Raw genomic sequence first — 20,879 nt, forward strand, 5'->3', positions numbered from 1 at the left:
AACCCCGGTACTCACCGTGAAAGGGTGATGTCCTAGGCCTCTAGACGATAGGGTCTGTGTTCGTGGTGGAGGTAAGCGGGATCGAACCGCTGACCTCTTGCATGCCATGCAAGCGCTCTCCCAGCTGAGCTATACCCCCACGGGCTTGCTGTGGTCGATGATTTCGTTGTTGTTTTCGAAATCTGTCGTGCATCAGCAAGACCTGCATTATAGACACATTTTCGAAGCGTTTTGAAGACAAAGGCGATTTTTTGCGCCAGCCGCTCAGGCCGCTGCCAGCCGCGCCAGCACGTCCGCGCGCCGGTGCAGCGCCAGCACTGCGTCCACCGACGGCGTCTGCGCCACGCCCATCACCAGCACGCGCACCGGCATGGCCAGCTGCGGCATTTTCAGGCCGTGGGCGGTGAGCGTGGCCTTCAGCGCCGCGGCGATGTCGGCGACCGTCCACGGCACGTCGCTCAAACGCTGGCGCAGCTCGGCCAGCGCCGGGCGCACCGCGTCGGTGACGTGCTGCGCCAGGTCCTCGGCGCGCGGGGTCGGCGCCTGGTAATAGGGTTGCGCCCAGTCCGCCAACGCCACCGCGGTGTCGCAGCGATCCTTGAACAGGCCGCAGATCGCAGGCAGCCGCTCGTCGGCCTGAAGGCCGCGGCGCGCCAGCTGCTCGGCCACCAGCGGCGCCAGCCGCTCATCCGGCGTCATCTTCATGTGCTGCGCGTTGACCCAGCGCAGCTTGGCCTCGTCGAACTGCGCGGCGCTGCGGCCCAGGTGGTCGAGGTCGAACCACTGCAGGAACTGCGCACGCGTGAAGATCTCGTCGTCGCCGTGGCTCCAGCCCAGCCGCGCCAGGTAGTTGATCATCGCCTCGGGCAGGAAGCCGGCCTCCCGGTACCACGTCACCGGCTTGGCACCGTGGCGCTTGCTCATCTTCTCGCCCTGCTCGTTGAGCACGGTGGGCAGGTGGGCGTACACCGGCGGCTCGTGGCCGAGCGCGCGGATGATGTTGATCTGGCGCGGGGTGTTGTTGACGTGGTCGTCGCCGCGGATGACGTGCGTGATGCGCATGTCGATGTCGTCCACCACCACGCAGAAGTTGTAGGTCGGCACGCCAATCTCGCCGAGCGGCGCCTGACGCGCGATGACCAGGTCGTCCAGCTCGTCGTTGCGGATCTCGATGCGACCTTTGACCTTGTCGTCCCACACCACGCTGCCCGCAAGCGGATTCTTGAAGCGGATCACCGGCAGCACCCCACTGGGGGGCGTCGGCAGCACCTTGCCCGGCTCGGGGCGCCAGGTGCCGTCGTAGCGCGGCTTGAGCTTGGCGGTCATCTGCCGCTCACGAAGGGCGTCGAGCTCCTCCGGCGTCATGTAGCAGTGGTAGGCCAGCCCCGCTTGCAGCATCTGCGCGATGACCTCGCGGTAGCGGTCCATGCGCTGCATTTGGTAGTACGGGCCTTCATCGGGGGTCAGGCCTAGCCATTCCATCGCCTCCAGGATCACGCGCACCGCTTCGTCGGTGGAGCGCTCCTGGTCGGTGTCCTCGATGCGCAGGATGAAGTCGCCGCCGTTGGCGCGCGCAAACGCCCACGGATAGAGGGCCGAGCGGATGTTGCCGAGGTGGATGAAGCCCGTCGGCGACGGGGCGAAGCGGGTGCGGACTCGTTGCGTCATGATGGATCGGGATCGGAAGGTCGCGCCGGCGCATCAGGCGAGCGCGTCCAGGCCGCGCGCCAGATCGGCGGTGAGGTCGTCCAGATGTTCTAGCCCGACCGAGACGCGGATCAGCGCCTGCGTGATGCCGGCGGCCTGGCGCTGCGCCTCGCTCAGGCGCCCGTGCGAGGTGCTGGCCGGGTGCGAGCACAGCGTCTTGGTGTCGCCGAGGTTGGTCGACAGTGACGCCAGCCGCAGCGCATCCAGCACCGCAAACGCCCGCGCGCGGCCCTCCTCGGGGCTGGCAGCCCGGACCTCGAACGAGACGATGGCGCCGCCGCAGCCCGCCTGCTGGCGCATCGCCAGCGCATGCTGCGGGTGACGGGGCAGCCCCGGGTAGTGCACGCGCGCCACCGCCGGGTGCGCCTGCAGCCACTGCGCCAGCGCCAGCGCCGTGGCGCTCTGCGCGCGCACTCGCAGGTGCAGCGTCTCCAGGCCCTTGAGCACCACCCAGGCGTTGAACGGCGCCAGCGTCATGCCGGCGCTGCGCAGCACCGGCAGGAACTTCTCCTCCACCAGCGCGCGGCTGGCGCACAGCGCACCGGCCATCACCCGCCCCTGCCCGTCGAGGAACTTGGTGCCGGAGTGGATGACGATGTCGGCGCCGAACTCGGCCGGGCGCTGCAGCGCCGGCGTGGCAAAGCAGTTGTCCGCCGCCAGCCACGCCCCGGCGGCGTGGGCGAGGTCGGCCAGCGCGGCGATGTCGCACACCTCGGTCAGCGGGTTGGTCGGCGTTTCGGCCAGCAGCAGCCGTGTGCGCGGCGTGACCGCCGCGCGCCAGGCGTCCAGATCGGTCTGCGGCACGAACGTGGCCTGCACGCCGAACTTGGCCAGGTCGCTGCCGATCAGCTTGATCGTGGCGCCAAACATCGAGCGCGAGCAGACCACGTGGTCGCCAGCCTGCAGCAGGCCCAGCGCCAGCATCAGGATCGCCGCCATGCCGGAGGACGTGGCGATGGCCGCCTCGGTGCCCTCCAGCGCCGCCAGCCGCTGCTCGAAGCTGGTGGTGGTCGGGTTGCCATAGCGGCCGTAGGTGTAGCCGTCCTCGTCGCCGGCGAAGCGCGCGGCGGCGACCTCGGCGCTTGGCTGCACGTAGCCGCTGGTCAAGTACAGCGCTTCGGCGTTTTCGCCGTACGGCGAGCGCGGCACGGCCACGCGCACCGCGGCGGTTTCGGGGTGCAGCGCCACGGGCTCAGACCTCCTGCGCATTCGGCAGCGTCAGGCGCGAACCGCCGCCGTCCTCGTCGGCCGAATCGGCCTGGGCGGCGGCCTGGCGCGGGGCATTTATGGCCGTGACGGTCTCCAGCGTCACATCGCCCGTCACATACACCCCGTCGAAGCACGACGCCTCGAAGCCGCACAGCGCCGGGTTGAGCACGGCCACCGCGCGCTTCATCGCCTCGAGGTCTTGGTAGATCAGCGTGTCGCAGCCAATGAGCTGGCGCACTTCCTCCACCGTGCGGCCGTGGGCCACCAGCTCCTCCTGCGTCGGCATGTCGATGCCGTAGACGTTGGGATAGCGCACCGGCGGCGCGGCGCTGGCCAGGTAGACCTTGCGCGCGCCGGCCTCGCGCGCCAACTGCACGATCTCGCGGCTGGTGGTGCCGCGCACGATGGAGTCGTCCACCAGCAGCACGTTGCGCCCGGCGAATTCGCTGGCGATGACGTTGAGCTTTTGGCGCACCGACTTCTTGCGCACCGCCTGCCCCGGCATGATGAAGGTGCGGCCGACGTAGCGGTTCTTCACGAAGCCCTCGCGGTAGGGGCGGCCGATCAGCCGCGCGACCTCCATCGCCGCCGGGCGGCTGGACTCCGGAATGGGAATGACGGCGTCGATCTCACCCGGCGGCACGGTGGAGATGACCCGCGTGGCCAGCGTCTCGCCCATGTTGAGCCGCGCTTGATAGACGGAAATGCCGTCGATCACCGAATCGGGCCGCGCCAGGTAGACGAATTCGAAGATGCACGGATGGTGGCGCGGCGCCTCGGCACACTGGCGCGCGTGGATCTGTCCATCCAGCGTGACGAAGATCGCCTCGCCCGGGGCGACGTCGCGCTCGAAGCGATGACCGGTGCCCTCCAGCGCTACCGATTCGCTGGCCGCCATCACCGTGCCGTCCGCACCGCGACCGATGCACAGCGGCCGGATGCCGAACGGGTCTCGAAACACCAGCATGCCGTGGCCGGCGATCAGCGCCACGACGGCATACGACCCCCGCAGTCGCCGGTGCACCGCCGAGACGGCGGCAAACACGTCGTCGATCTGCAAAGGTACACCCCGGGTGGCGCGCTCCAGCTCGTGGGCCAGCACGTTGAGCAGCACCTCGGAGTCGCTCTCGGTGTTGATGTGCCGGTGATCCAGGCGGGCCAGCTCCTCCTTGAGCGCATGCGCGTTGGTGAGGTTGCCGTTGTGCGCCAGCACCAGACCAAACGGCGCGTTGACGTAGAAGGGTTGCGCCTCCTCCTCGCTGGCGGCATTGCCAGCGGTGGGATAGCGCACCTGACCGAGCCCGCAGTTGCCCGGCAAGGCCCGCATGTTGCGCGTGCGGAACACGTCGCGCACCATACCCTTGGCCTTGTGCATGAAGAACTTGTGCCCCAGCTGCGTCACGATACCCGCCGCATCCTGCCCCCGGTGCTGCAACAGCAGCAAGGCGTCATAGATGAGCTGATTGACCGGCTGGGCGCTGACCACGCCAACGATGCCACACATGTCGTTGCCCTCGAGCTACGGAAAATACACGGCCACCGGGGCCGGCGCCAGCACTTTTACCGCCTGCAGCCCCTTCCCCAGCCAGCGCGGCCCCCACGCCTCGCGCCAAGCGGGGCTGTCCACCCAGGGGGTCAGTTGCACCAACAGCGTGGCCGCCATCAGCAACAGCACGCCGCGCAACACCCCGAACACCCCCCCCAGCACACGGTCGATGGGCCGCAAGCCGACCGCCTGCGTCCCCTGCCGCACAAGCCAGGCCACCAGCCCCCCGGCAAACGCCGTGGCGACGAACAGCACGGCAAACCCCGCGGCATATCGCAGGGGATCGCTCCACTCGGCCGACGACGGCAGCCACGCTGCCACCTCCAGCGCCCAGCGCTGGGCAACGACGAAGGCCGCCACCCAGGCCAGCACGGACAGCACTTCGTACAGCAGCCCGCGCCACCAACCGAGCACGACCGATGCCGCAAGCACCGCCAGCAGGATGACGTCCACCGCGGCCATGGATCAAAGCGTCAGCACCGCGGCTGGCAAGCCCAGGCCCTTGACCTGCTCCGCCACCTTTTCCGCCTCGGCCCGCGTGTCGAATGGACCGACGCGTACCCGGATGCGCTTGCCTTCGGGGGTGTCCGCCACATGGGTGTAGGTCTTGAGCCCCGCGCGCTCGAGACGGCGGCGCACCTCCTGCGCGCGCGCGGCCTCGGCAAAGGCCCCCACCTGCACGACCACGCGGACCTTGGCCTCGGCATCGGCACGCGCGGCGGGAGGCGTTGGTGTCGCAGCGACGGTCGGGGCTGGGCCCGGGGTAGGAGCAGAAGCCGGAGCGGGCGTTGGCGGTGCGCCATCGCGCTCGGCAGCGGCTGCCGGCTGCGGGGGCGTTGGCGGCGCCGCGGGTGTCGCAGCAACGGTGGGCGCCGAATCCGCCGCGGATGCCTCGGAGGGGCGCGGCAGCGCGACCGCATGGCCGGACGGCGGCTCCAGCGGCGCAGCGGACTGCCGCGCGGGGATGTCGATCGCGATATCGACGGGAATGGGCCTGGGTTGCGACTCCAGCAGCAACGGCAAGGTGATCACGGCCGCGGCGACCAGAACAGCCGCCCCGATCAGGCGCTGACGGGCGCGCCGACGCAGCGTCTCGATCGACGGCGGCGGTTGCTGTCGCCCACCCCCCGGCGAGGCGGACGATAGGCCGGAGCCGGAGCGGAGTTGAAACATGCGTCAGCCCTGCAGGTGCTTGGCGCCCAGGCGCGGCAACCCCTGTTGCAGCACGCCGCCCACCGTGTAGAAGGATCCGAAAATCACAATTCTACCAGCGGGGTCCGCCCCCGCGACCGCAGCCCGCAAGGCGCCGGCGGGGTCCTGATGCACGGCCGCCGTGGCTTCGCGTCGGCGCGTGGTAGCCCGCCACAGCCCGTGCAGATCGGTGGCGTGGGCGGCCCGCGCTGTGGGCAAATCGCAAAAGTGCCAGGCATCGATCAACGGATCGAGCCGCTCGAGCATCGGCCGCACGTCCTTGTCGGCCATGGCGCCAAACACGGCCTGCGTCTGCGGGTAAAAGCCCATCGCGTCCAGGTTCTCGGCCAGGGCCGCAGCCGCGTGCGGGTTGTGGGCCACATCCAGCACGATCACCGGTTGGCCCGGCACGATCTGGAAGCGCCCGACCCACTCCACCAGCGCCAGCCCCTGCCGCACCGCCTGCGCCGCCACCGGCAGGCGGGGGTGCAGGGCCTCCAGCACCGCCAGCACGCCAGCGGCATTGACCAGCTGATTGACCCCGCGCAGCGCCGGATAGGCCAAACCGCTGTAGCGGCGCGCCCGACCCTGCCAGCTCCACTGCTGCCGGTCGCCCGTGTGACGAAAGTCGCGTCCTGCCAGCCACACATCCGCCCCCACCTCGATGGCGCGATCGATCACACTGTGCGGCGGCACGGGGTCGGACACCACGACCGGGCGCCCGGTGCGCACGATGCCCGCCTTCTCGTAGCCGATCGCCTCACGGTCGGACCCCAGGTACTCCATGTGATCCAGATCGACGCTGGTGATGACGGCGCAGTCCGTATCCCAGAGGTTGACGGCATCCAGCCGCCCGCCCATGCCGACCTCCAGAATCAGCACGTCGGGGCGTCGCGCCAGTAGCGCATGAACCAGCGCCAGGGTGGTGAACTCGAAGTAGCTGAGCGCGACAGCCTCGCCCGCGGTGCGGGCCGTCTCCACCGCCGCGAAGGACGGAACCAGATCGACCGGCACCATCGGCACGCCATCCAGCCGGGCGCGCTCTTCGAAATCGACCAGATGCGGCGAGGTGTAGAGCCCCGTGCGGTAGCCCGCCTGGCGGTAGATGGCCTCGAGCATCGCGCAGGTGGACCCCTTGCCGTTGGTGCCCGCCACCGTGATCACCGGACAGCGCGGCTGCACAGCATCGCCCAGCCGGCGTGCGACGGCCTGCACCCGCTCCAGCCCCAACGTGATGCGCTGCCCATGCAGCCGCTCCAAATGGGTCAGCCAGTGGGCAAGCGGCGCAGTCGCATCGGGGGGCAGCAGCGCAGAATCATCAACGGGGGGCGTGCTCATCGGGTCGGCCATGCGCGGGGAAAACCCGCATTGTGCCAAGCCCGCCCATTCCAGGCCGGCCATGCGGCCGAACAGACGCCCCACCCAACGCCCCACCGCGCGCGGGCCCTTGCGGTACGATGCAGACCATGATCCACGTCTACGGCATCCCGAACTGCGAAACCGTGAAGAAAGCCCGCGCCTGGCTTGTGGCGCGGGGCGTCGACCACACGTTCCACGACTTCAAAAAGCAGGGAGTGCCCGCGGAGCGGCTCGACGCCTGGCTGGCGGCCCTGGGGTGGGAGGCGCTGCTCAACCGCCGCGGCACCACCTGGCGCCAGCTCGACGACGCCACCCGGGCCGGCGTGACCGATGCGGCCAGCGCGCGGGCGCTGATGCTGGCCAAGCCCAGCGTGATCCGCCGGCCAGTCGTGGAGTGGGGTACCGCCGTCACGGCGGGCTTCGACCCCGACGATTGGCAACGCCGCGGCTGACCCGCCTCCGCACGCGGCCGGCACTGCGCCACGCCCCCAGTCCGCCAAGGCGCGGGTATGCAGCGCCTACAATCGGCGCACTATGAACGCCATCACCGACACCCTCAACGGCGCGGCCGTCTCCACCCGCGCCAATGTCTATTTCGACGGCAAGTGCGTCAGCCACAGCCTGACGCTCGCCGACGGCACCCGCAAGTCGGTCGGGGTCATTCTGCCGACCACCCTCACCTTCAATACCGGCGCGCCGGAAATCATGGAAGGCGTGTGCGGACAGTGCGAGGTGCTGCTGCCCGGCGACAGTGAGTGGCGGCGCTTCGGCCCCGGCGAGCGCTTCGCCGTGCCGGGCCAGTCCAAATTCCAGATCCGCGTCGACGGCGAGCCCTACCACTACATCTGCCATTTCGGCTGACGCCCTCCCCCCTATCCCCAACGTTGCACGGCCATGTCCACCATCCTGCAAAGCCTGCCCGTCGGCCAGAAGGTCGGCATCGCATTTTCCGGCGGCCTCGACACCAGCGCGGCCCTGCTGTGGATGCGCCAAAAGGGCGCCATCCCCTACGCCTACACGGCCAACCTGGGCCAGCCGGACGAGCCGGACTACGACGCGATCCCGAAACGCGCCCTGGCCTATGGGGCCGAGAAGGCGCGCCTGGTGGACTGCCGCCCGCAGCTCGCCTCGGAAGGACTGGCGGCGCTGCAGTGCGGGGCTTTCCACATCAGCACCGCGGGCGTAACCTACTTCAACACCACGCCGATCGGTCGAGCGGTCACCGGCACCATGCTGGTCGCGGCCATGAAGGAGGACGACGTCCACACCTGGGGCGACGGCTCCACGTACAAGGGCAACGACATCGAGCGCTTCTACCGCTATGGCCTCGTCACCAACCCCGCGCTGCAGATCTACAAGCCGTGGCTGGACCAGACCTTCATCGATGAGCTGGGCGGCCGCAAGGAGATGTCGGAATTCCTGATCCGCAACGGCTTCGACTACAAGATGTCGGTGGAGAAGGCCTACAGCACCGACAGCAACATGCTGGGCGCCACGCACGAGGCCAAGGACCTGGAGCACCTGAACTCCGGTATCCGCATCGTCAACCCCATCATGGGCGTGGCGTTCTGGAAGCCCGAGGTCGAGGTCCAGCCGGAAGAGGTTACAGTGCGCTTCGAGGAAGGCCGCCCGGTGGCCCTCAACGGCCGCGAGTACCCGGATCTGGTGGAACTGTTCCTCGAGGCCAACCGCATCGGCGGACGCCACGGCCTGGGCATGAGCGACCAGATCGAAAACCGCATCATCGAGGCCAAGAGCCGCGGCATCTACGAAGCCCCCGGCATGGCGCTGCTGTTCATCGCCTACGAGCGGCTGGTCACCGGCATCCACAACGAGGACACGATCGAGCAATACCGCGACAACGGACGCAAGCTCGGCCGCCTGCTCTACCAGGGCCGTTGGTTCGACCCGCAGGCCATCATGCTGCGCGAGGCCGCGCAGCGCTGGGTGGCGCGCGCCATCACCGGTGAGGTGACGCTGGAGCTGCGCCGCGGCAACGACTACTCCATCCTCAACACCGAAAGCCCCAACCTGACCTACCACCCCGAGCGGCTGACGATGGAAAAGGGCGCGTCGGTGTTCACACCGCGCGACCGCATCGGCCAACTCACGATGCGCAACCTGGACATCACCGACACGCGCGACAAGCTGTCCATCTACACGCAAGCCGGCCTGCTGGCCATCGGCAAGGACGGCGATCTGCTCAAGCTGGGCGGCTGACCCGCGCCGCTCCGCGCGCCGTCACGTCCCCTCGCGCGCCCAGCGCACGATGCGCGCCGCCAGGCGCTCCGTCGTGCCGGGCGAGCGCAGATCACCGGCGATCACGTGCTGGTCGCGGTCGGTGCTGTCCTCCACCCTTTCCAGCCGCTTGACGGGGCTGCCCAGGCGCGCGAACAGGACCTCGGTCAGGCCCGGGTCGACCGTGCGGTCGCGCGGGCTGTACAGGACCAAAATGGGCGTCCGTACGGTGGAGGCGTCCGCCTCGCGCACGCGCTGCACCAGCGCCATCATCGGCAACAGCGCCTGCACCGGGTAGACGCGGGTCCAGCCCGCCTCGATGCGCGGGTCGTCGCTGGGCGCGCCGACCGTACCGCCCGTGATGGCCTGCGCCAGTTGTGCCCCCCAGGGGCTGTTGAGCCACTCGGTGCGCTTGTCCGCCGGCCCGAAGTTGGGCGATATCCACACCTGCCGTTCCACCGGCACACCAGCCGCATCCGGCCGCAAAGCCAGCCAGGCACCCAGCGTCCCGCCGGTGGAGGTGCCGATCAGCAACACCCGCTCGCCGATCGCATGACCGATGCGCACCGCCTCGACCGCATCGGCCAGCCAGTCCTGCGGGGAGACGGCCGCTAGGGCCGCCGGGGGCAGCCCGTGACCGGCCAGCCGCGTGTGGAACAGGTTGGCCCCGAGGGACTGAGCCACCCGCTCGGCCAGGGGCGCCGTCTCCACCCGGCTAGCGGTAAACCCATGCAGGTATACGACCGCCCAGGGAGTACGCGTGCCGGGAGCACCGTACCAAACGATGCCCTTGGCCGTGCCCGGACGCAGACCGGCGTGGGCCGCCTCCTGCGCAGCCAGCCAGCCGTCCAGTTCGGCCAACGCGGCCGGCGGACGCGCGCGGGGCGCGGGCTCGTCGGGACCATAGGCGTACCGGGGGCCGGCAAACCACAGCACCGCCAACACCCCCACCACGGCTAGCAGGCCCGTCGCCCAGCGGCGCAGGCGCCCCGTCGGGGCAGTCGGGTGCGCAGCGCCCTGCGCACCGGGCTGGGATGGCGATGGAACGGACATGGCAGCTCCAAAAATGACGAATCGATGACGCTCGAGCGGGGCCGCGCCCCTGCCCCGTGACTGTAACCGGCCGTAACAACCATCTCTCATTGCAAGAACCCCTTGGCAGTGCGCGGCTTGTTTCGAAGAATGCGACCACCCGGCTCGACGCTGGGCCATTCTCACAGGAGATCCGCCATGTGGCTGCACGCCCCCTTCGACCCGCCACTGATCGACCAGATCAATCGCATGCAGGCGGGGGTGATCCCGTCGCCCATCCACCCACTGACCTGCCCGAACGCGAAAGATGGCCGACATGCCTTTGCCGGCGGTTACCTGGGCGTGCTGGTGGCGCAGCGTCGAGGCCTGGTTTGCCCCTCGTGCGGACACACGCAGGACTGGTTGAGCCGCGCCACCGTGGCCTGCATCGAGCGCGAGAGCAGCGCCGCCATTGGCAACCCATCGCAGCGCATGGAAAAAGCGCGTCAGCGCGCGCTGGACGATTTCGCCCGGCTGGTGCGCGCCGGCCATCCCCAAGCGCAGGCCATGGTCGATTCGCTGCAAGCATCGGCGGACCGGCGCGCCAGCCGCCCCGAGACGGCTGCCGTGCCCGACCACTCGGCGGCGCTGTCCGAGCCGCTGGCAGCCTGAGTCGCCCGCCGACCGGACCGGCCAGCCCAACCCCGCCCACCGGCACCTCGTGGATCGGCGGGGTCAGATCACCACCGGCTCTGGCTCCAGCCGGATGCCAAAGCGCTCATAAACGCTGGTCTGAATCAGGCGTGCCAACGTCATCACCTCCCCGCCCGTGCAGGGGTGTTCGGCGTCGCCGCGGTTGACCAGCACCAGCGCCTGCTTGTCGTACACGCCCGCGTGGCCGACGGTTTTGCCCTTCCAGCCGCAGGCGTCGATCAGCCAACCCGCGGCCAGCTTGACCGTGCCGTCGGGCATGGGGTAATGCACCACTTTGGGATCGCGGCCAATGATGTCGGCGCACTGCTCTGGGGTAACCGTGGGGTTTTTGAAAAAGCTGCCCGCGTTGCCGATCAGGGCGGGATCGGGCAGCTTGGCGCGGCGAATTTCGCAAACCCAGTCGAACACCTGCCGTGGCGTCGGATGGAGTAAGCCGGTTTCGGCCACCTTGCGCTCCAGATCGTGATACCCCAACTGCGGGCGCCACTGCCGCGGCAGCCAAAAACGCACGCGGGTGATCAGCGCGCGGCCCTTAAGCCCCATGCCGCGTGCGCCGGCACGCTCGTGTTTGAACACCGAATCGCGGTAGCCGAAGGCACAGTGCTCGTGCCGCAGGGTCAGGGGTTCGCCCGTCTCCAGATCGATCGCGTCCAGCGAATGAAATCGGTCCTGCAGTTCGACGCCGTAGGCGCCGATGTTTTGCACCGGGGCCGCTCCAACCGTGCCGGGGATGAGCGCGAGGTTTTCCAGACCAGGCCAGCCCTGCTGCAGCGTCCAATCCACGAACGCGTGCCAGCGCTCGCCGGCGCCCGCCTCCACCAACCAGCCGCGCTCGTCCTCGCGCAGCAGACGCCGTCCGGGGATTTCCACCTTCAGCACCAGTTGGCGCACATCCCCGGTCAGCACGATGTTGCTGCCACCGCCCAGAATGAAGGTGTCCTGCCAGCGCCAGTCCGGGTGGCGCACGAGGGCAGCCACATCGCCCTCGCGGCGGATGCGCGCCAAGCGGTGCGCGCGCGCCGCGATGCCGAACGTGTTGAGGGACTGCAACGGCACATGGTTCTCGACTACCATGCGCGGATTGTCGCAAACCCCTTCATGCCCCCGAGGAATCCCGCATGCCATCGTTCGATACCGTGCTCGAACCCAACCTGGTCGAAGTGAAGAACGCCGTCGAGCAGACGCAGCGCGAGATCGGTACCCGCTTCGACTTCAAGGGCTCATCCGCTGCGGTGGAGCTCAAAGACCACGACATCATCGCGCACGGCGACAGCGACTTCCAGCTCCAGCAGGTGGAGGACATTCTGCGCAACAAGCTCACCAAACGCCAAGTCGATGTGCGCTTTCTGGACCCCGGCAAGGTCGAGAAAATCGGTGGCGACAAGGTCAAGCAGGTGTTTCGTGTGCGCAGCGGCATCGGCAGCGAGGACGCCAAGAAGATCCAGCAGCTCATCAAGGGCAGCAAGCTCAAGGTGCAGGCCGCCATCCAGGGCGATGCCGTGCGCGTCAGCGGGGCCAAGCGCGACGATCTGCAAACGGCCATCGCGCTGATCCGCAAGGAGATGGCGCAGTTGCCCCTGAGTTTCGAGAACTTCCGCGATTGAGCGGGCGCCAGGACGACACCCTTGCCCCCGCTGGCCGGCCCACCGGACCCCATCATGGCCTTTACCGCCCAACCCGACCCCGCCTACGGCGCGATGCAGGACTGGATGGCCCGCTGGACGGAGTTGGAGGCCCAGTTGGCGGCGCTGCTGTCCGCCCCGCGGCAGTACGCCGACGTACTGCCCCGCCTGGAGCGGCTGCGGGCCGACGCCGAGGCCTTGTTGGCCACGGACGAGGACGCCACGTTGTACTGGTTGTTCCAGCTCGCGGCGTCCACCTCGGTCGGCTACAGCACCTCGCACGCGATGGCGTGCTGGGCCATGTGCCGGCTGGTCGGCCCGGCGGTGGGCGTTTCGGCCCCGGACGCCGTGGCGCTGGAGCGGGCGGCGCTGACCATGAACATCGGCATGACGCGGCTGCAGGACACCCTGGCCGCGCAGGCCCACCCGCCCACCGAGGAGCAGCGCGCCCTGATCGACACCCACGCGGCGCGCGGCGCGCAGTGCCTGCGCGAATGCGGCGTGCGCGATGCGCGCTGGCTGGACATCGTCGAGCAGCACCACGAGGCGGACAGCGACGACACGGCGGTGCGGCTGCTGCAACGCATGGATCGCTACACCGCCCTGATCAGCCCGCGCGAGACACGGCCGGGGCGCAACCTGACCGACTCCGCCCGCACCTTGTTGGTGCGGCCCGGTGGACGACTGGACGACATCGGACGCGCGCTGCTGCAGACGTTGGGCATTTGCCCACCGGGAACCTTCGTGCGGCTGGCCGACGGCCAGGTGGCGGTGGTGCTGCGCCGCTCGGGCCGCCCTGGCGAGCCGTGGGTGAGCGCCGTGCTCGACGCCAACGGTCACCCGGTGCTGGAGCCGGCGCTGATCGACACCGGCGACGAGGCCACCGCGATCGAAGCCGCTCTGCAAACCGCCACGGTGCGCGTGCGGCTCAACCACCCGCGGCTGCTCCAGCTCTCGCGCCTGGCGTTGCAGCGCTGACCTGCGGCGTTAGCGGGCGGCACCGCCTTTTTTGCTGCCGATCTTGCTCTCCTGCCCGGCCAGCAGGCGCTGGATGTTCCCCGCGTGGCGCCACAACAGCAGCAGGCTCATGGCTGCGACCGCCAGCCCCACCGGGGCGCGCACATCCCACGCGGCGCCGTCGCCAAACCAGTAATAGAGCGGCGCAAACACCGCCGCCACGATGGCCGCCAGCGACGAATAGCGGAAAAACACGGCAATCAGAATCCAGCTGGCGAGCACGGCAACACCCAGCCACGGCTCGAACGCCAGCAGCACACCGGCGGCCGTGGCCACCCCTTTGCCCCCCTGAAAGCGGAAAAACACCGGAAACAGGTGCCCCAGAAAAGCCGCCAACCCGACGGCCGCCAGCGTGCCGTCGCCCAGCCCCCAGCCGGCGCCCCACTGCCCGACAACCCAGACCGGCAACCAGCCCTTGACCGCGTCAAGCACCAGCGTCAGCGCGGCCGCCGCCTTGTTGCCCGAGCGCAGCACGTTCGTGGCGCCGGGGTTCTTGCTGCCGTAGGTGCGCGGATCGCTCAACCCCATCACGCGGCTGACCAACACCGCAAACGACAGCGACCCGACTGCATAGGCCAGCACCACCGCGCCCATGGGCGTCCACCACTGCATCATCCAACTGGCTCCTGAAAATCGTTCGAGGCCCCGGCCGCACGCCGGGGCCGCAAGCTTACCCGACGCCAACCCGAGCCTCGCCCGCTGGAACCATCAGGGAGCGACCAGCGCGCAATTTACCGCCCGTGCGCCCAGCAGGCGTTCGCACACCGCAGGGTCGAGCCCCACCAGAAAGCCCCGGCGCCCGCCGTTGATCCAGATGCGCGGCAGCGCCAGGACGATTCGTTCGATGTAGACCGGCATCGATTTGCGCAGCCCGAACGGCGACGTTCCACCGACCAGGTAAGCGCTGTGGCGCTGGGCCGCCTCCGGCGCGCAGGGTGATACGGACTTCGCGCCGATCTGCCGCGCCAGCGCCTTGGTGGAGACGTTGCAATCCCCATGCATCAGCACCACCAGGGGGGCTGCGTCCTGATCCTGCATCACCAGGGTCTTGACCACCGCGTGCAGATCGAGACCCACCTCGTGAGCCCCGTGGCGGGCACCGCCATGGTCTTGGTAAGCGTAGACGTGCTCCGTAAACGGCACCCCGACCGCGCGCAGGGCGGCCGTTGCCGACGTCTCCGAAACGTTCGTCTTCTTGCCCACGGGAATCCTTCCGCCTACCACCTCAGACGGCGGGGTCGCGGATCTCCCAGCGGATGCGGTCCACCGCCTCCAGCAGCTCGGGCGCCAGCTGCACGTCCCACGCATCCAGGCAGGCTTCCAGCTGCGCCAGCGACGTCACGCCGATGATGGTGCTGGCCACACGCCAGTTGCGGTAGCAAAACGCCAGCGCCAGCTGCACCGGCGTCAAGCCATGCTCGCGCGCCAGCGCGTTGTAGCGGCGCGCGGCGGCCAGCGCCTCTGGGCGGCCCCAGCGCTGCTTGCGCATACTCTCGAACAGCGCCAAGCGCCCCTGCGGCGGCCCGGCGTGCTCCAGGCCCGTGTCGTCGTACTTGCCGGTCAGCAGACCGAAGCCCAGCGGCGAGTACGCCAGCAGCGCCACGCCCAGGCGATGGCAGGTCTCGTCCAGCCCATTCTCGTAGCTGCGGTTGATCAGGCAGTAGGGGTTTTGCACCGTCACCACACGCGGCAAGCCAGCCTGCTCGGCCACGCGCACGAACTCGTGCACCCCGTACGGCGTCTCGTTGGACAGACCGACGTAGCGCACCTTGCCGGCGCGCACCAGGGTATCCAGCGCCTCCAGCTGCTCGGCGATGCTGGCGCACGGACGGTCCTTGGAGGGGTCGAAGCCGATCGCGCCAAACATCGGCGCGTTACGCGCCGGCCAGTGGATCTGGTAGAGGTCGATGACGTCGGTGCGCAACCGGCGCAGGCTGCCTTCGCACGCCGCGATGATTTCAGCCTTGGTCAGCCCCGAGGACTCGCCGCGGATCCACGGCATGCCGCGCGACGGGCCGGCCACCTTGGTAGCCAACACCACGCGCAGGCGCACGCCGGGGTGGCTGGCGAACCAGTTGCCCAGGATCGTCTCGGTAGCGCCGTAGGTCTCGGCGCGCGCCGGCACCGCGTACATCTCGGCGGTGTCCAGGAAGTTGACGCCGCGCTGCAGCGCGCGGTCGAGGATGGCGTGGGCGTCGCGCTCGGCGACCTGCTCGCCAAACGTCATCGTCCCCAGGCAGATCGGGGAAACGGACAGGCCGCCAGCGGCCAGAGTGACGGGTTTCATGGGTGGGGATTCCTCGGGTTGGAGAAACGCGACGTCTCGGGGGGGGACCGCGGTCAGACAACGGCTGCGGGGGCGGCGCGCGCGCGGGCGCGCGCCTCCTCCTGCAGGCGCAGCACACGCCGCTGCACCTTGCCGGTGGTGGTCATCGGCAGGGCGTCGATGAACTCGATCTCCTTCGGGTACTCGTACGGCGCCAGCTGGCCGCGCACGTGCTGCTGCAGCTCGGCCACCAGCGCCGGGTCGAACTCGGCGGCCGGGTCGGCGCAGCGCGCGCGCCGCTCGGCCCACGCCGGCGCCAGCACCACGTAGGCTTTGACGATGGCACCGCGCTCGGCGTCTGGCTTGGGCACCACCGCGGCGTTGGCCACCGCCGGATGCTTGACCAGGCAGTTCTCGATCTCGCCCGGACCGATGCGGTAGCCGGCCGACTTGAAGACGTCGTCGGCCCGCCCCTGGTACCACAGGTAGCCGTCGGCGTCCTGCACCGCCAGATCGCCGGTGCGGCACCAGCTGTCGGCCGGCTCGCCGGTGAACTTGGCGCGCGTGGCGGCCTCGTTGCCCCAGTAGCCGAGGAAGAACACCGGATCCAAGTCGCCGTGCACGTCGCGCCGGTGCACCGCCACCTCGCCGACCGTGCCGGGCGGCACCGGCTGGCCGGCCTCGTCCAGCAGCGCGACGCGGTGCCCCGGGTAGGCACGGCCCATGCTGCCCGGCCGCGCCGGCCACAGGCGCGCGCAGTTGCCGACGACGTAGTTGATCTCGGTCTGGCCGAACATCTCGTTGACGGTGACGCCGAGTTCGTCGCGGCACCAGGCGAACACCGCCTCGCCCACCGCCTCGCCAGCGCTCATGATGGCCTGCAGGCGCAGCCGCCAGCGCCGCCTTGGCTGCGGCTCGGCCTTCATCATGGCCTTGAGCGCCGTTGGAAACAGAAAGCTGTGCGTGACGCGGTGGCGCTGCAGCAGCGCGAACGCCGCCAGCGGATCAAAGCGCCCGCGCCAGGCGACGATCGGGCGGCCGAAGTACAGCGTCGGCAGCAGCGCGTCCATCAGCCCGCCGGTCCAGGCCCAGTCGGCCGGGCTCCAGAACACGGCGTCGCTGCGCCGGCGCGCGTCGAACGGGTCGAAGCCGAACCAGTTCTGGCTGCAGACGAAGCCACTCAGGTTGCCGATCAGCGCGCGGTGCGGAATCAGCGCGCCCTTGGGATTGCCGGTGGTGCCGCTGGTGTAGACCAGCACCGCCGGGTCGTCGGCGGCGGTGTCCACCAGGTCGAAGCGCCGGCGCAGGCCATCGCGCGCGCCAGGCCAGTCGAGCACGTCGGTGTCAAACGCGCCCGTCAGCCCGACGACGTGGCGCAGCGCCGGGCAGCGCGCGCGCACCGCTTGCACACCGGGGCCGGTGGCCTCGTCCACCAGGGCGACGACGGCGGCGCTGTCCTGCAGGCGGTACTCCAGCGCCTCCGGTCCGAACAGTTGCGACAGCGGCACCGCCACCGCCCCCATCTGCAACACGGCCATGTAGGCCGCCGCGGTCTCGAAGCGTTGCGGCAGCACGATGGCCACCCGGTCACCGCGCTGCACGCCCAGCAGCCGCAGCGCGTTGGACAGGCGGTTGGCCTCGGCGGCCAGGTCACCGTAGCGGTGTCGGCGCGGGCGGGTCAGGGTCGGCCCGTCCTCGATGATGGCCAACGCCTGCGCCTGGTCGGGGTCACCCGCCCAGCGGCGCAGACAAACCTGCGCCATGTTGAAGCGCGCCGGCACCCGCCAGCAAAAGGCACCGTACACGGCTTCGTAGGGGTCGGCGTATGGGTCTGGCACCGCAGCGCGGTTGTCGTGCGCATGACTGGGCATGGAGGGCATCCCCGTTTGTCTCCTGAATAATCACGAGAATGTATCAAGTCCGACGACCTTCGCGCAGCACCTTCGAGACCGTGCGCGGCCAGCGCTACCACCTGCGGGAGTGGGGCGTGCCGCACCCCGACCAACCGCCGCTGTGGCTGTTACACGGGTGGATGGACGTATCCGCGTCCTGGCAGTTCGTGGTCGATGCCTTGGCCCACGAACGCCACTGCATCGCCCCCGACTGGCGCGGGTTCGGTCTGACGCGCTCCGCCCACATGGACGATGACCCCCACGGCCCGCCGCCCTACGGCGAGGTCGATCACTATCTGTTTGCCGATTACCTGGGCGATCTGGACTTTCTGTTGGTGCGCCTCAACCAGCGCTTGGGCCGCGCGCCGGACGCGCCCATCGACCTGGTCGGCCACAGTATGGGGGGCAATGTCGCGATGCTGTACGCCGGCGTGCGGCCGGCGCGCGTGCGGCGACTGGTCAATCTGGAAGGGTTTGGCATGCCCGCCACGCGGCCAGAGCAGGCCCCACGCCGCTATGCCGCCTGGATGGACGAACTCCACCAACTGGCCCAGGGTGCGCTGACGCTCAAGACCTACCCCGGCTTGGAAGGCGTGGCGCAGCGCCTGATGAAGACCAACCGCCGCCTGCCCAAGGACCGCGCCCGCTGGTTGGCCCAGCACTGGGCGCGCCCGGTCGATCCCGGCGCGCCGGGCGGCGAGTGGCGGATTCTGGGGGATCCGGCGCACAAGGTGCGCAGCAGCCAGATCTACCGGCTGGACGAGGTGCTGGCCGTCTACGGGGCCATCGCCGCCCCGGTGCTGGCGGTGGAGGCCAGCGACGACAGCTTGGCGCAGTGGTTCCCGCGCGGGGAGCATTCGCTGGCCGAATACCACCGACGCCTGCAGGCGGTGCCCCGCTGCCGTATCGCGCGCGTCGAGGATGCCGGCCATATGCTGCACCACGACCAACCGCAACGGTTGGCCGCGCTGATCGAGGCACACCTGGATGCGCCCGACGATGCCGAAGTCCCCCTGCAAGGACGGGCCGACTGACATGGCAAGCGCAACCTGGAGGACCGACCTGCTCATGGTCGGCGTGGCGGCCATCTGGGGCTCCACGTTCGTCGCCCAGCAGATGGGTATGGACAGCGTCGGGCCGTTCACCTACACGGCGGCGCGCATGGTGCTGGGCGTGCTGCTCATCGCGCCGCTATGGTGGTGGCGTGGCGGCCCGTTCGCCGCCGTGCCGCGCGTGGACAGCCGCGGGCTGTGGCGCGACGGCACGTTACTGGGGCTGGTGCTGTTTTCGGCCATCAACCTGCAGCAGGTCGGCCTGCTGGGTACCAGCGTGTCCAACGCCGGCTTCATCACCGGGCTGTACGTGGTGTTGGTGCCGATGCTGATGCGCCTGTTGGGTCAGCCGGTGGGCCTGCCCGTGTGGCTGGCGGTGGCGCTGGCGGCCATGGGGCTGTACTTTTTGAGCGTCAAGCCCGACGCCACCATCGCGCCGGGCGATTGGCTGCAGTTGGGCGGGGCCGGCTTGTGGGCCGTCCATGTGCTGCTGGTCGGCCATTGGGCGCGGCGCCACGACGCGATCCGCCTGTCCATCGTGCAGTATGCGGTCGCCGGGGCGCTGTCCTGGGTGGCGGCCCTGTGGCGGGACGAGGCGATCACCCCCGACGCCCTGACCGGCGCGGCGGGCGCCATCGCCTGGGGTGGCATTCTGTCGATCGGCATCGCCTATACGCTGCAGGTCGTGGCCCAGCGCACCGCCAAGGCGTCGCATGCCGCGGTCATCTACAGCAGCGAGGGCGTGTTTGCTGCCATCGGGGGCTGGTGGATCCTGGGTGAGGCGATCGGCTGGCGCGGATGGGGTGGCGCGACCCTGATCCTGGCCGGCATGCTGCTTGCGCAACTGGGCCGCCGATCCTAAGCGGCGCGGCCCCCCGCGCACGCCCGGCGTGGGCGCCTACATGCGAAAATGTGGGGTTTACGAACGTCCGTCACCCGAAAGATCGCCATGGAAGCCGAACGCCTCAACGCCCTTGCCAACCGCCTGCAGGACCTGACGCAGCGCGTCGCCGACTTGCGGAGGTTTCTTTGACTACGATGCCAAGGCGCTGAAGCTGTCGGAGGTCAACGCCGCGCTGGAGGACCCGGGCGTCTGGAACGACCCCAGGCGCGCGCAGGAGCTGGCCAAGGAGAAGAAGTCGCTCGAGGACGTGGTGCTGGTGCTGGACCGGCTGGCGCAAGAGCTGGCCGACAACACCGAGCTGTTCGAGATGTCGCGCGCCGAGGGCGACGAGGCGGGTCTGGAGACCATCGAGGCCGACGTCGAGCGCGTTGCACCAGAGGTCGAGAAGCTCGAATTCCGCCGCATGTTCAACAACCCGGCGGACCCCAACAACTGTTTCATCGACATCCAGGCCGGCGCCGGCGGCACCGAGGCCTGCGACTGGGCGCAGATGCTGCTGCGCCAGTACCTGCGCTACGCCGAGCGCAAGGGCTTCAAGGCCACGGTGGAGGACGAGCAGCCCGGCGACACCGCCGGCATCAAGAGCGCGACCATCAAGGTCGAGGGCGACTACGCCTTCGGCCTGCTGCGCACCGAGACCGGCGTGCACCGTCTGGTGCGCAAGTCGCCGTTCGACTCTTCCGGCGGGCGCCACACCTCGTTCGCCTCGGTGTTCGTCTATCCGGAGATCGACGACTCGATCGAGGTCGAGATCAACCCCGCCGACGTGCGCGTGGACACCTACCGCGCCAGTGGCGCTGGCGGCCAGCACATCAACAAAACCGACTCCGCGGTGCGCCTGACGCACCTGCCCACCGGCATCGTCGTCACCGCGCAGGACAGCCGCAGCCAGCACTCCAACCGCGACCTGGCGTGGCAGCGCCTGCGCTCCAAGCTGTACGAGCTGGAGATGCGCAAGCGCATGGAGACACAGCAGCAGCTGGAGGCCAGCAAGACCGACGTCGGCTGGGGCCATCAGATCCGCAGCTACGTGCTGGACCAGAGCCGCATCAAGGACCTGCGCACCAACGTCGAGGTGTCTAACACGCAGAAGGTGCTGGACGGCGATCTCGACGTCTTCATCGAAGCCTCGCTCAAGCAGGGCGTCTGAC

21 protein-coding genes and 1 tRNA gene are annotated in these 20,879 nt (G+C 69.5%); 9 read left to right on the forward strand and 13 right to left on the reverse strand.

The window, feature by feature from the left end:
* Positions 1–63 precede the first annotated feature (63 nt).
* From V7026_RS04035 to folC, 7 genes are all read right to left on the reverse strand, one after another.
* Positions 64–139: transfer RNA gene (locus V7026_RS04035), tRNA-Ala, on the reverse strand.
* 125 nt (positions 140–264) lie between these two features.
* Positions 265–1,668 carry a glutamate--tRNA ligase gene (gltX, locus tag V7026_RS04040; protein ID WP_334154003.1) on the reverse strand — a complete coding sequence of 468 codons (1,404 nt, stop codon included), beginning with the start codon at positions 1,666–1,668 and terminating at the stop codon, positions 265–267.
* A gap of 33 nt (positions 1,669–1,701) precedes the next feature.
* Positions 1,702–2,916: an O-succinylhomoserine sulfhydrylase gene (locus V7026_RS04045; protein WP_334154004.1), complete on the reverse strand. Its 1,215-nt coding sequence runs from the start codon at positions 2,914–2,916 to the stop codon at positions 1,702–1,704.
* Positions 2,900–4,420 carry an amidophosphoribosyltransferase gene (gene purF / locus V7026_RS04050; RefSeq protein WP_334154005.1) on the reverse strand — a complete coding sequence of 507 codons (1,521 nt, stop codon included), beginning with the start codon at positions 4,418–4,420 and terminating at the stop codon, positions 2,900–2,902. The genes V7026_RS04045 and purF overlap by 17 nt, the downstream gene beginning before the upstream one ends.
* A 15-nt stretch (positions 4,421–4,435) precedes the next feature.
* Entirely contained in the window at positions 4,436–4,924 is a 489-nt protein-coding gene (locus V7026_RS04055; protein ID WP_334154006.1) for a CvpA family protein, read from the reverse strand.
* A 3-nt stretch (positions 4,925–4,927) separates the two neighbouring features.
* On the reverse strand, positions 4,928–5,635 hold the full coding sequence (locus V7026_RS04060) for an SPOR domain-containing protein (RefSeq protein ID WP_334154007.1): 708 nt from the start codon (positions 5,633–5,635) through the stop codon (positions 4,928–4,930).
* Positions 5,636–5,638: 3 nt separating this feature from the next.
* The gene (gene folC / locus V7026_RS04065; RefSeq protein ID WP_334154008.1) at positions 5,639–6,991 is read right to left on the reverse strand and encodes a bifunctional tetrahydrofolate synthase/dihydrofolate synthase; all 1,353 of its coding nucleotides are present in this window, start codon (positions 6,989–6,991) and stop codon (positions 5,639–5,641) included.
* 128 nt (positions 6,992–7,119) lie between these two features.
* Here folC and V7026_RS04070 point away from each other — a divergent pair, with 128 nt between their 5' ends.
* The 3 genes from V7026_RS04070 (at position 7,120) to argG (ending at position 9,232) form a co-directional block, all read left to right on the forward strand.
* The gene (locus tag V7026_RS04070; RefSeq protein ID WP_334154009.1) at positions 7,120–7,464 is read left to right on the forward strand and encodes an ArsC family reductase; all 345 of its coding nucleotides are present in this window, start codon (positions 7,120–7,122) and stop codon (positions 7,462–7,464) included.
* An 82-nt stretch (positions 7,465–7,546) separates the two neighbouring features.
* Entirely contained in the window at positions 7,547–7,873 is a 327-nt protein-coding gene (gene ppnP / locus V7026_RS04075; RefSeq protein ID WP_334154010.1) for a pyrimidine/purine nucleoside phosphorylase, read from the forward strand.
* 33 nt (positions 7,874–7,906) lie between these two features.
* On the forward strand, positions 7,907–9,232 hold the full coding sequence (argG, locus tag V7026_RS04080) for an argininosuccinate synthase (RefSeq protein ID WP_334154011.1): 1,326 nt from the start codon (positions 7,907–7,909) through the stop codon (positions 9,230–9,232).
* A gap of 21 nt (positions 9,233–9,253) precedes the next feature.
* On the opposite strand, the gene V7026_RS04085 is transcribed toward argG, so the two are convergent.
* Positions 9,254–10,303, reverse strand: coding sequence for an alpha/beta hydrolase (locus V7026_RS04085; protein ID WP_334154012.1), 1,050 nt, complete (start codon positions 10,301–10,303; stop codon positions 9,254–9,256).
* A gap of 177 nt (positions 10,304–10,480) precedes the next feature.
* On the opposite strand from V7026_RS04085, the gene V7026_RS04090 reads away from it, so the two are divergent.
* A complete protein-coding gene (locus V7026_RS04090) occupies positions 10,481–10,933 on the forward strand; it encodes a hypothetical protein (protein ID WP_334154013.1) in 453 nt (150 codons plus the stop codon).
* Between the two features lie 63 nt (positions 10,934–10,996).
* Here V7026_RS04090 and murB read toward each other — a convergent pair whose 3' ends face one another.
* A complete protein-coding gene (gene murB / locus V7026_RS04095) occupies positions 10,997–12,049 on the reverse strand; it encodes a UDP-N-acetylmuramate dehydrogenase (protein ID WP_334154014.1) in 1,053 nt (350 codons plus the stop codon).
* 44 nt (positions 12,050–12,093) lie between these two features.
* Here murB and V7026_RS04100 point away from each other — a divergent pair, with 44 nt between their 5' ends.
* Together V7026_RS04100 and V7026_RS04105 are read left to right on the forward strand one after the other, a co-directional pair.
* On the forward strand, positions 12,094–12,579 hold the full coding sequence (locus V7026_RS04100; RefSeq protein ID WP_334154015.1) for a YajQ family cyclic di-GMP-binding protein: 486 nt from the start codon (positions 12,094–12,096) through the stop codon (positions 12,577–12,579).
* A gap of 54 nt (positions 12,580–12,633) precedes the next feature.
* A complete protein-coding gene (locus V7026_RS04105; protein WP_334154016.1) occupies positions 12,634–13,575 on the forward strand; it encodes an HD-GYP domain-containing protein in 942 nt (313 codons plus the stop codon).
* Positions 13,576–13,584: 9 nt separating this feature from the next.
* Here V7026_RS04105 and plsY read toward each other — a convergent pair whose 3' ends face one another.
* The 4 genes from plsY to V7026_RS04125 form a co-directional block, all read right to left on the reverse strand.
* Complete coding sequence (gene plsY, locus V7026_RS04110) at positions 13,585–14,226, reverse strand: glycerol-3-phosphate 1-O-acyltransferase PlsY (RefSeq protein WP_334154029.1); 642 nt, start codon at positions 14,224–14,226, stop codon at positions 13,585–13,587.
* A gap of 96 nt (positions 14,227–14,322) precedes the next feature.
* Complete coding sequence (locus V7026_RS04115; protein ID WP_334154017.1) at positions 14,323–14,817, reverse strand: aminoacyl-tRNA deacylase; 495 nt, start codon at positions 14,815–14,817, stop codon at positions 14,323–14,325.
* Positions 14,818–14,839: 22 nt separating this feature from the next.
* Positions 14,840–15,901, reverse strand: a complete 1,062-nt coding sequence (locus V7026_RS04120) for an aldo/keto reductase (protein WP_334154018.1) — start codon at positions 15,899–15,901, stop codon at positions 14,840–14,842.
* A 53-nt stretch (positions 15,902–15,954) separates the two neighbouring features.
* Positions 15,955–17,751: an acyl-CoA synthetase gene (locus V7026_RS04125; protein ID WP_334154019.1), complete on the reverse strand. Its 1,797-nt coding sequence runs from the start codon at positions 17,749–17,751 to the stop codon at positions 15,955–15,957.
* Positions 17,752–17,789: 38 nt separating this feature from the next.
* Between V7026_RS04125 and V7026_RS04130 the strand changes: the two genes are divergently transcribed.
* From V7026_RS04130 to prfB, 3 genes are all read left to right on the forward strand, one after another.
* Complete coding sequence (locus V7026_RS04130) at positions 17,790–18,806, forward strand: alpha/beta fold hydrolase (protein WP_334154020.1); 1,017 nt, start codon at positions 17,790–17,792, stop codon at positions 18,804–18,806.
* Between the two features lies 1 nt (position 18,807).
* Positions 18,808–19,686 (forward strand): DMT family transporter, encoded by an 879-nt coding sequence (locus tag V7026_RS04135; RefSeq protein WP_334154021.1) that lies wholly within the window; start codon positions 18,808–18,810, stop codon positions 19,684–19,686.
* An 87-nt stretch (positions 19,687–19,773) separates the two neighbouring features.
* Positions 19,774–20,878, forward strand: a protein-coding gene (gene prfB / locus V7026_RS04140; protein ID WP_334154022.1) for a peptide chain release factor 2 whose coding sequence is annotated in 2 segments (ribosomal slippage) — positions 19,774–19,854 and positions 19,856–20,878 — 1,104 coding nt in all. Because the reading frame shifts where the segments join, the coding sequence is not laid out codon by codon here.
* The last annotated feature ends 1 nt before the right edge of the window (position 20,879 follow it).

The organism is Tepidimonas sp., assembly GCF_036825565.1.
Lineage (GTDB): Bacteria > Pseudomonadota > Gammaproteobacteria > Burkholderiales > Burkholderiaceae_C > Tepidimonas.

What these genes read in the sequence shown, in the direction of transcription:
- V7026_RS04085 (WP_334154012.1), bottom strand. Translation starts at nt 10,303, where the DNA reads ATGTCCGTTCCATCGCCATCCCAGCCCGGTGCGCAGGGCGCTGCGCAC.
- folC (WP_334154008.1), bottom strand. Translation starts at nt 6,991, where the DNA reads ATGAGCACGCCCCCCGTTGATGATTCTGCGCTGCTGCCCCCCGATGCG.
- V7026_RS04070 (WP_334154009.1), top strand. Translation starts at nt 7,120, where the DNA reads ATGATCCACGTCTACGGCATCCCGAACTGCGAAACCGTGAAGAAAGCC.
- argG (WP_334154011.1), top strand. Translation starts at nt 7,907, where the DNA reads ATGTCCACCATCCTGCAAAGCCTGCCCGTCGGCCAGAAGGTCGGCATC.
- gltX (WP_334154003.1), bottom strand. Translation starts at nt 1,668, where the DNA reads ATGACGCAACGAGTCCGCACCCGCTTCGCCCCGTCGCCGACGGGCTTC.
- V7026_RS04125 (WP_334154019.1), bottom strand. Translation starts at nt 17,751, where the DNA reads ATGCCCAGTCATGCGCACGACAACCGCGCTGCGGTGCCAGACCCATAC.
- V7026_RS04135 (WP_334154021.1), top strand. Translation starts at nt 18,808, where the DNA reads ATGGCAAGCGCAACCTGGAGGACCGACCTGCTCATGGTCGGCGTGGCG.
- V7026_RS04055 (WP_334154006.1), bottom strand. Translation starts at nt 4,924, where the DNA reads ATGGCCGCGGTGGACGTCATCCTGCTGGCGGTGCTTGCGGCATCGGTC.
- V7026_RS04090 (WP_334154013.1), top strand. Translation starts at nt 10,481, where the DNA reads ATGTGGCTGCACGCCCCCTTCGACCCGCCACTGATCGACCAGATCAAT.
- V7026_RS04045 (WP_334154004.1), bottom strand. Translation starts at nt 2,916, where the DNA reads ATGCGCAGGAGGTCTGAGCCCGTGGCGCTGCACCCCGAAACCGCCGCG.
- plsY (WP_334154029.1), bottom strand. Translation starts at nt 14,226, where the DNA reads ATGCAGTGGTGGACGCCCATGGGCGCGGTGGTGCTGGCCTATGCAGTC.
- murB (WP_334154014.1), bottom strand. Translation starts at nt 12,049, where the DNA reads ATGGTAGTCGAGAACCATGTGCCGTTGCAGTCCCTCAACACGTTCGGC.
- V7026_RS04130 (WP_334154020.1), top strand. Translation starts at nt 17,790, where the DNA reads ATGTATCAAGTCCGACGACCTTCGCGCAGCACCTTCGAGACCGTGCGC.
- V7026_RS04120 (WP_334154018.1), bottom strand. Translation starts at nt 15,901, where the DNA reads ATGAAACCCGTCACTCTGGCCGCTGGCGGCCTGTCCGTTTCCCCGATC.
- V7026_RS04060 (WP_334154007.1), bottom strand. Translation starts at nt 5,635, where the DNA reads ATGTTTCAACTCCGCTCCGGCTCCGGCCTATCGTCCGCCTCGCCGGGG.
- V7026_RS04100 (WP_334154015.1), top strand. Translation starts at nt 12,094, where the DNA reads ATGCCATCGTTCGATACCGTGCTCGAACCCAACCTGGTCGAAGTGAAG.
- ppnP (WP_334154010.1), top strand. Translation starts at nt 7,547, where the DNA reads ATGAACGCCATCACCGACACCCTCAACGGCGCGGCCGTCTCCACCCGC.
- V7026_RS04105 (WP_334154016.1), top strand. Translation starts at nt 12,634, where the DNA reads ATGGCCTTTACCGCCCAACCCGACCCCGCCTACGGCGCGATGCAGGAC.
- purF (WP_334154005.1), bottom strand. Translation starts at nt 4,420, where the DNA reads ATGTGTGGCATCGTTGGCGTGGTCAGCGCCCAGCCGGTCAATCAGCTC.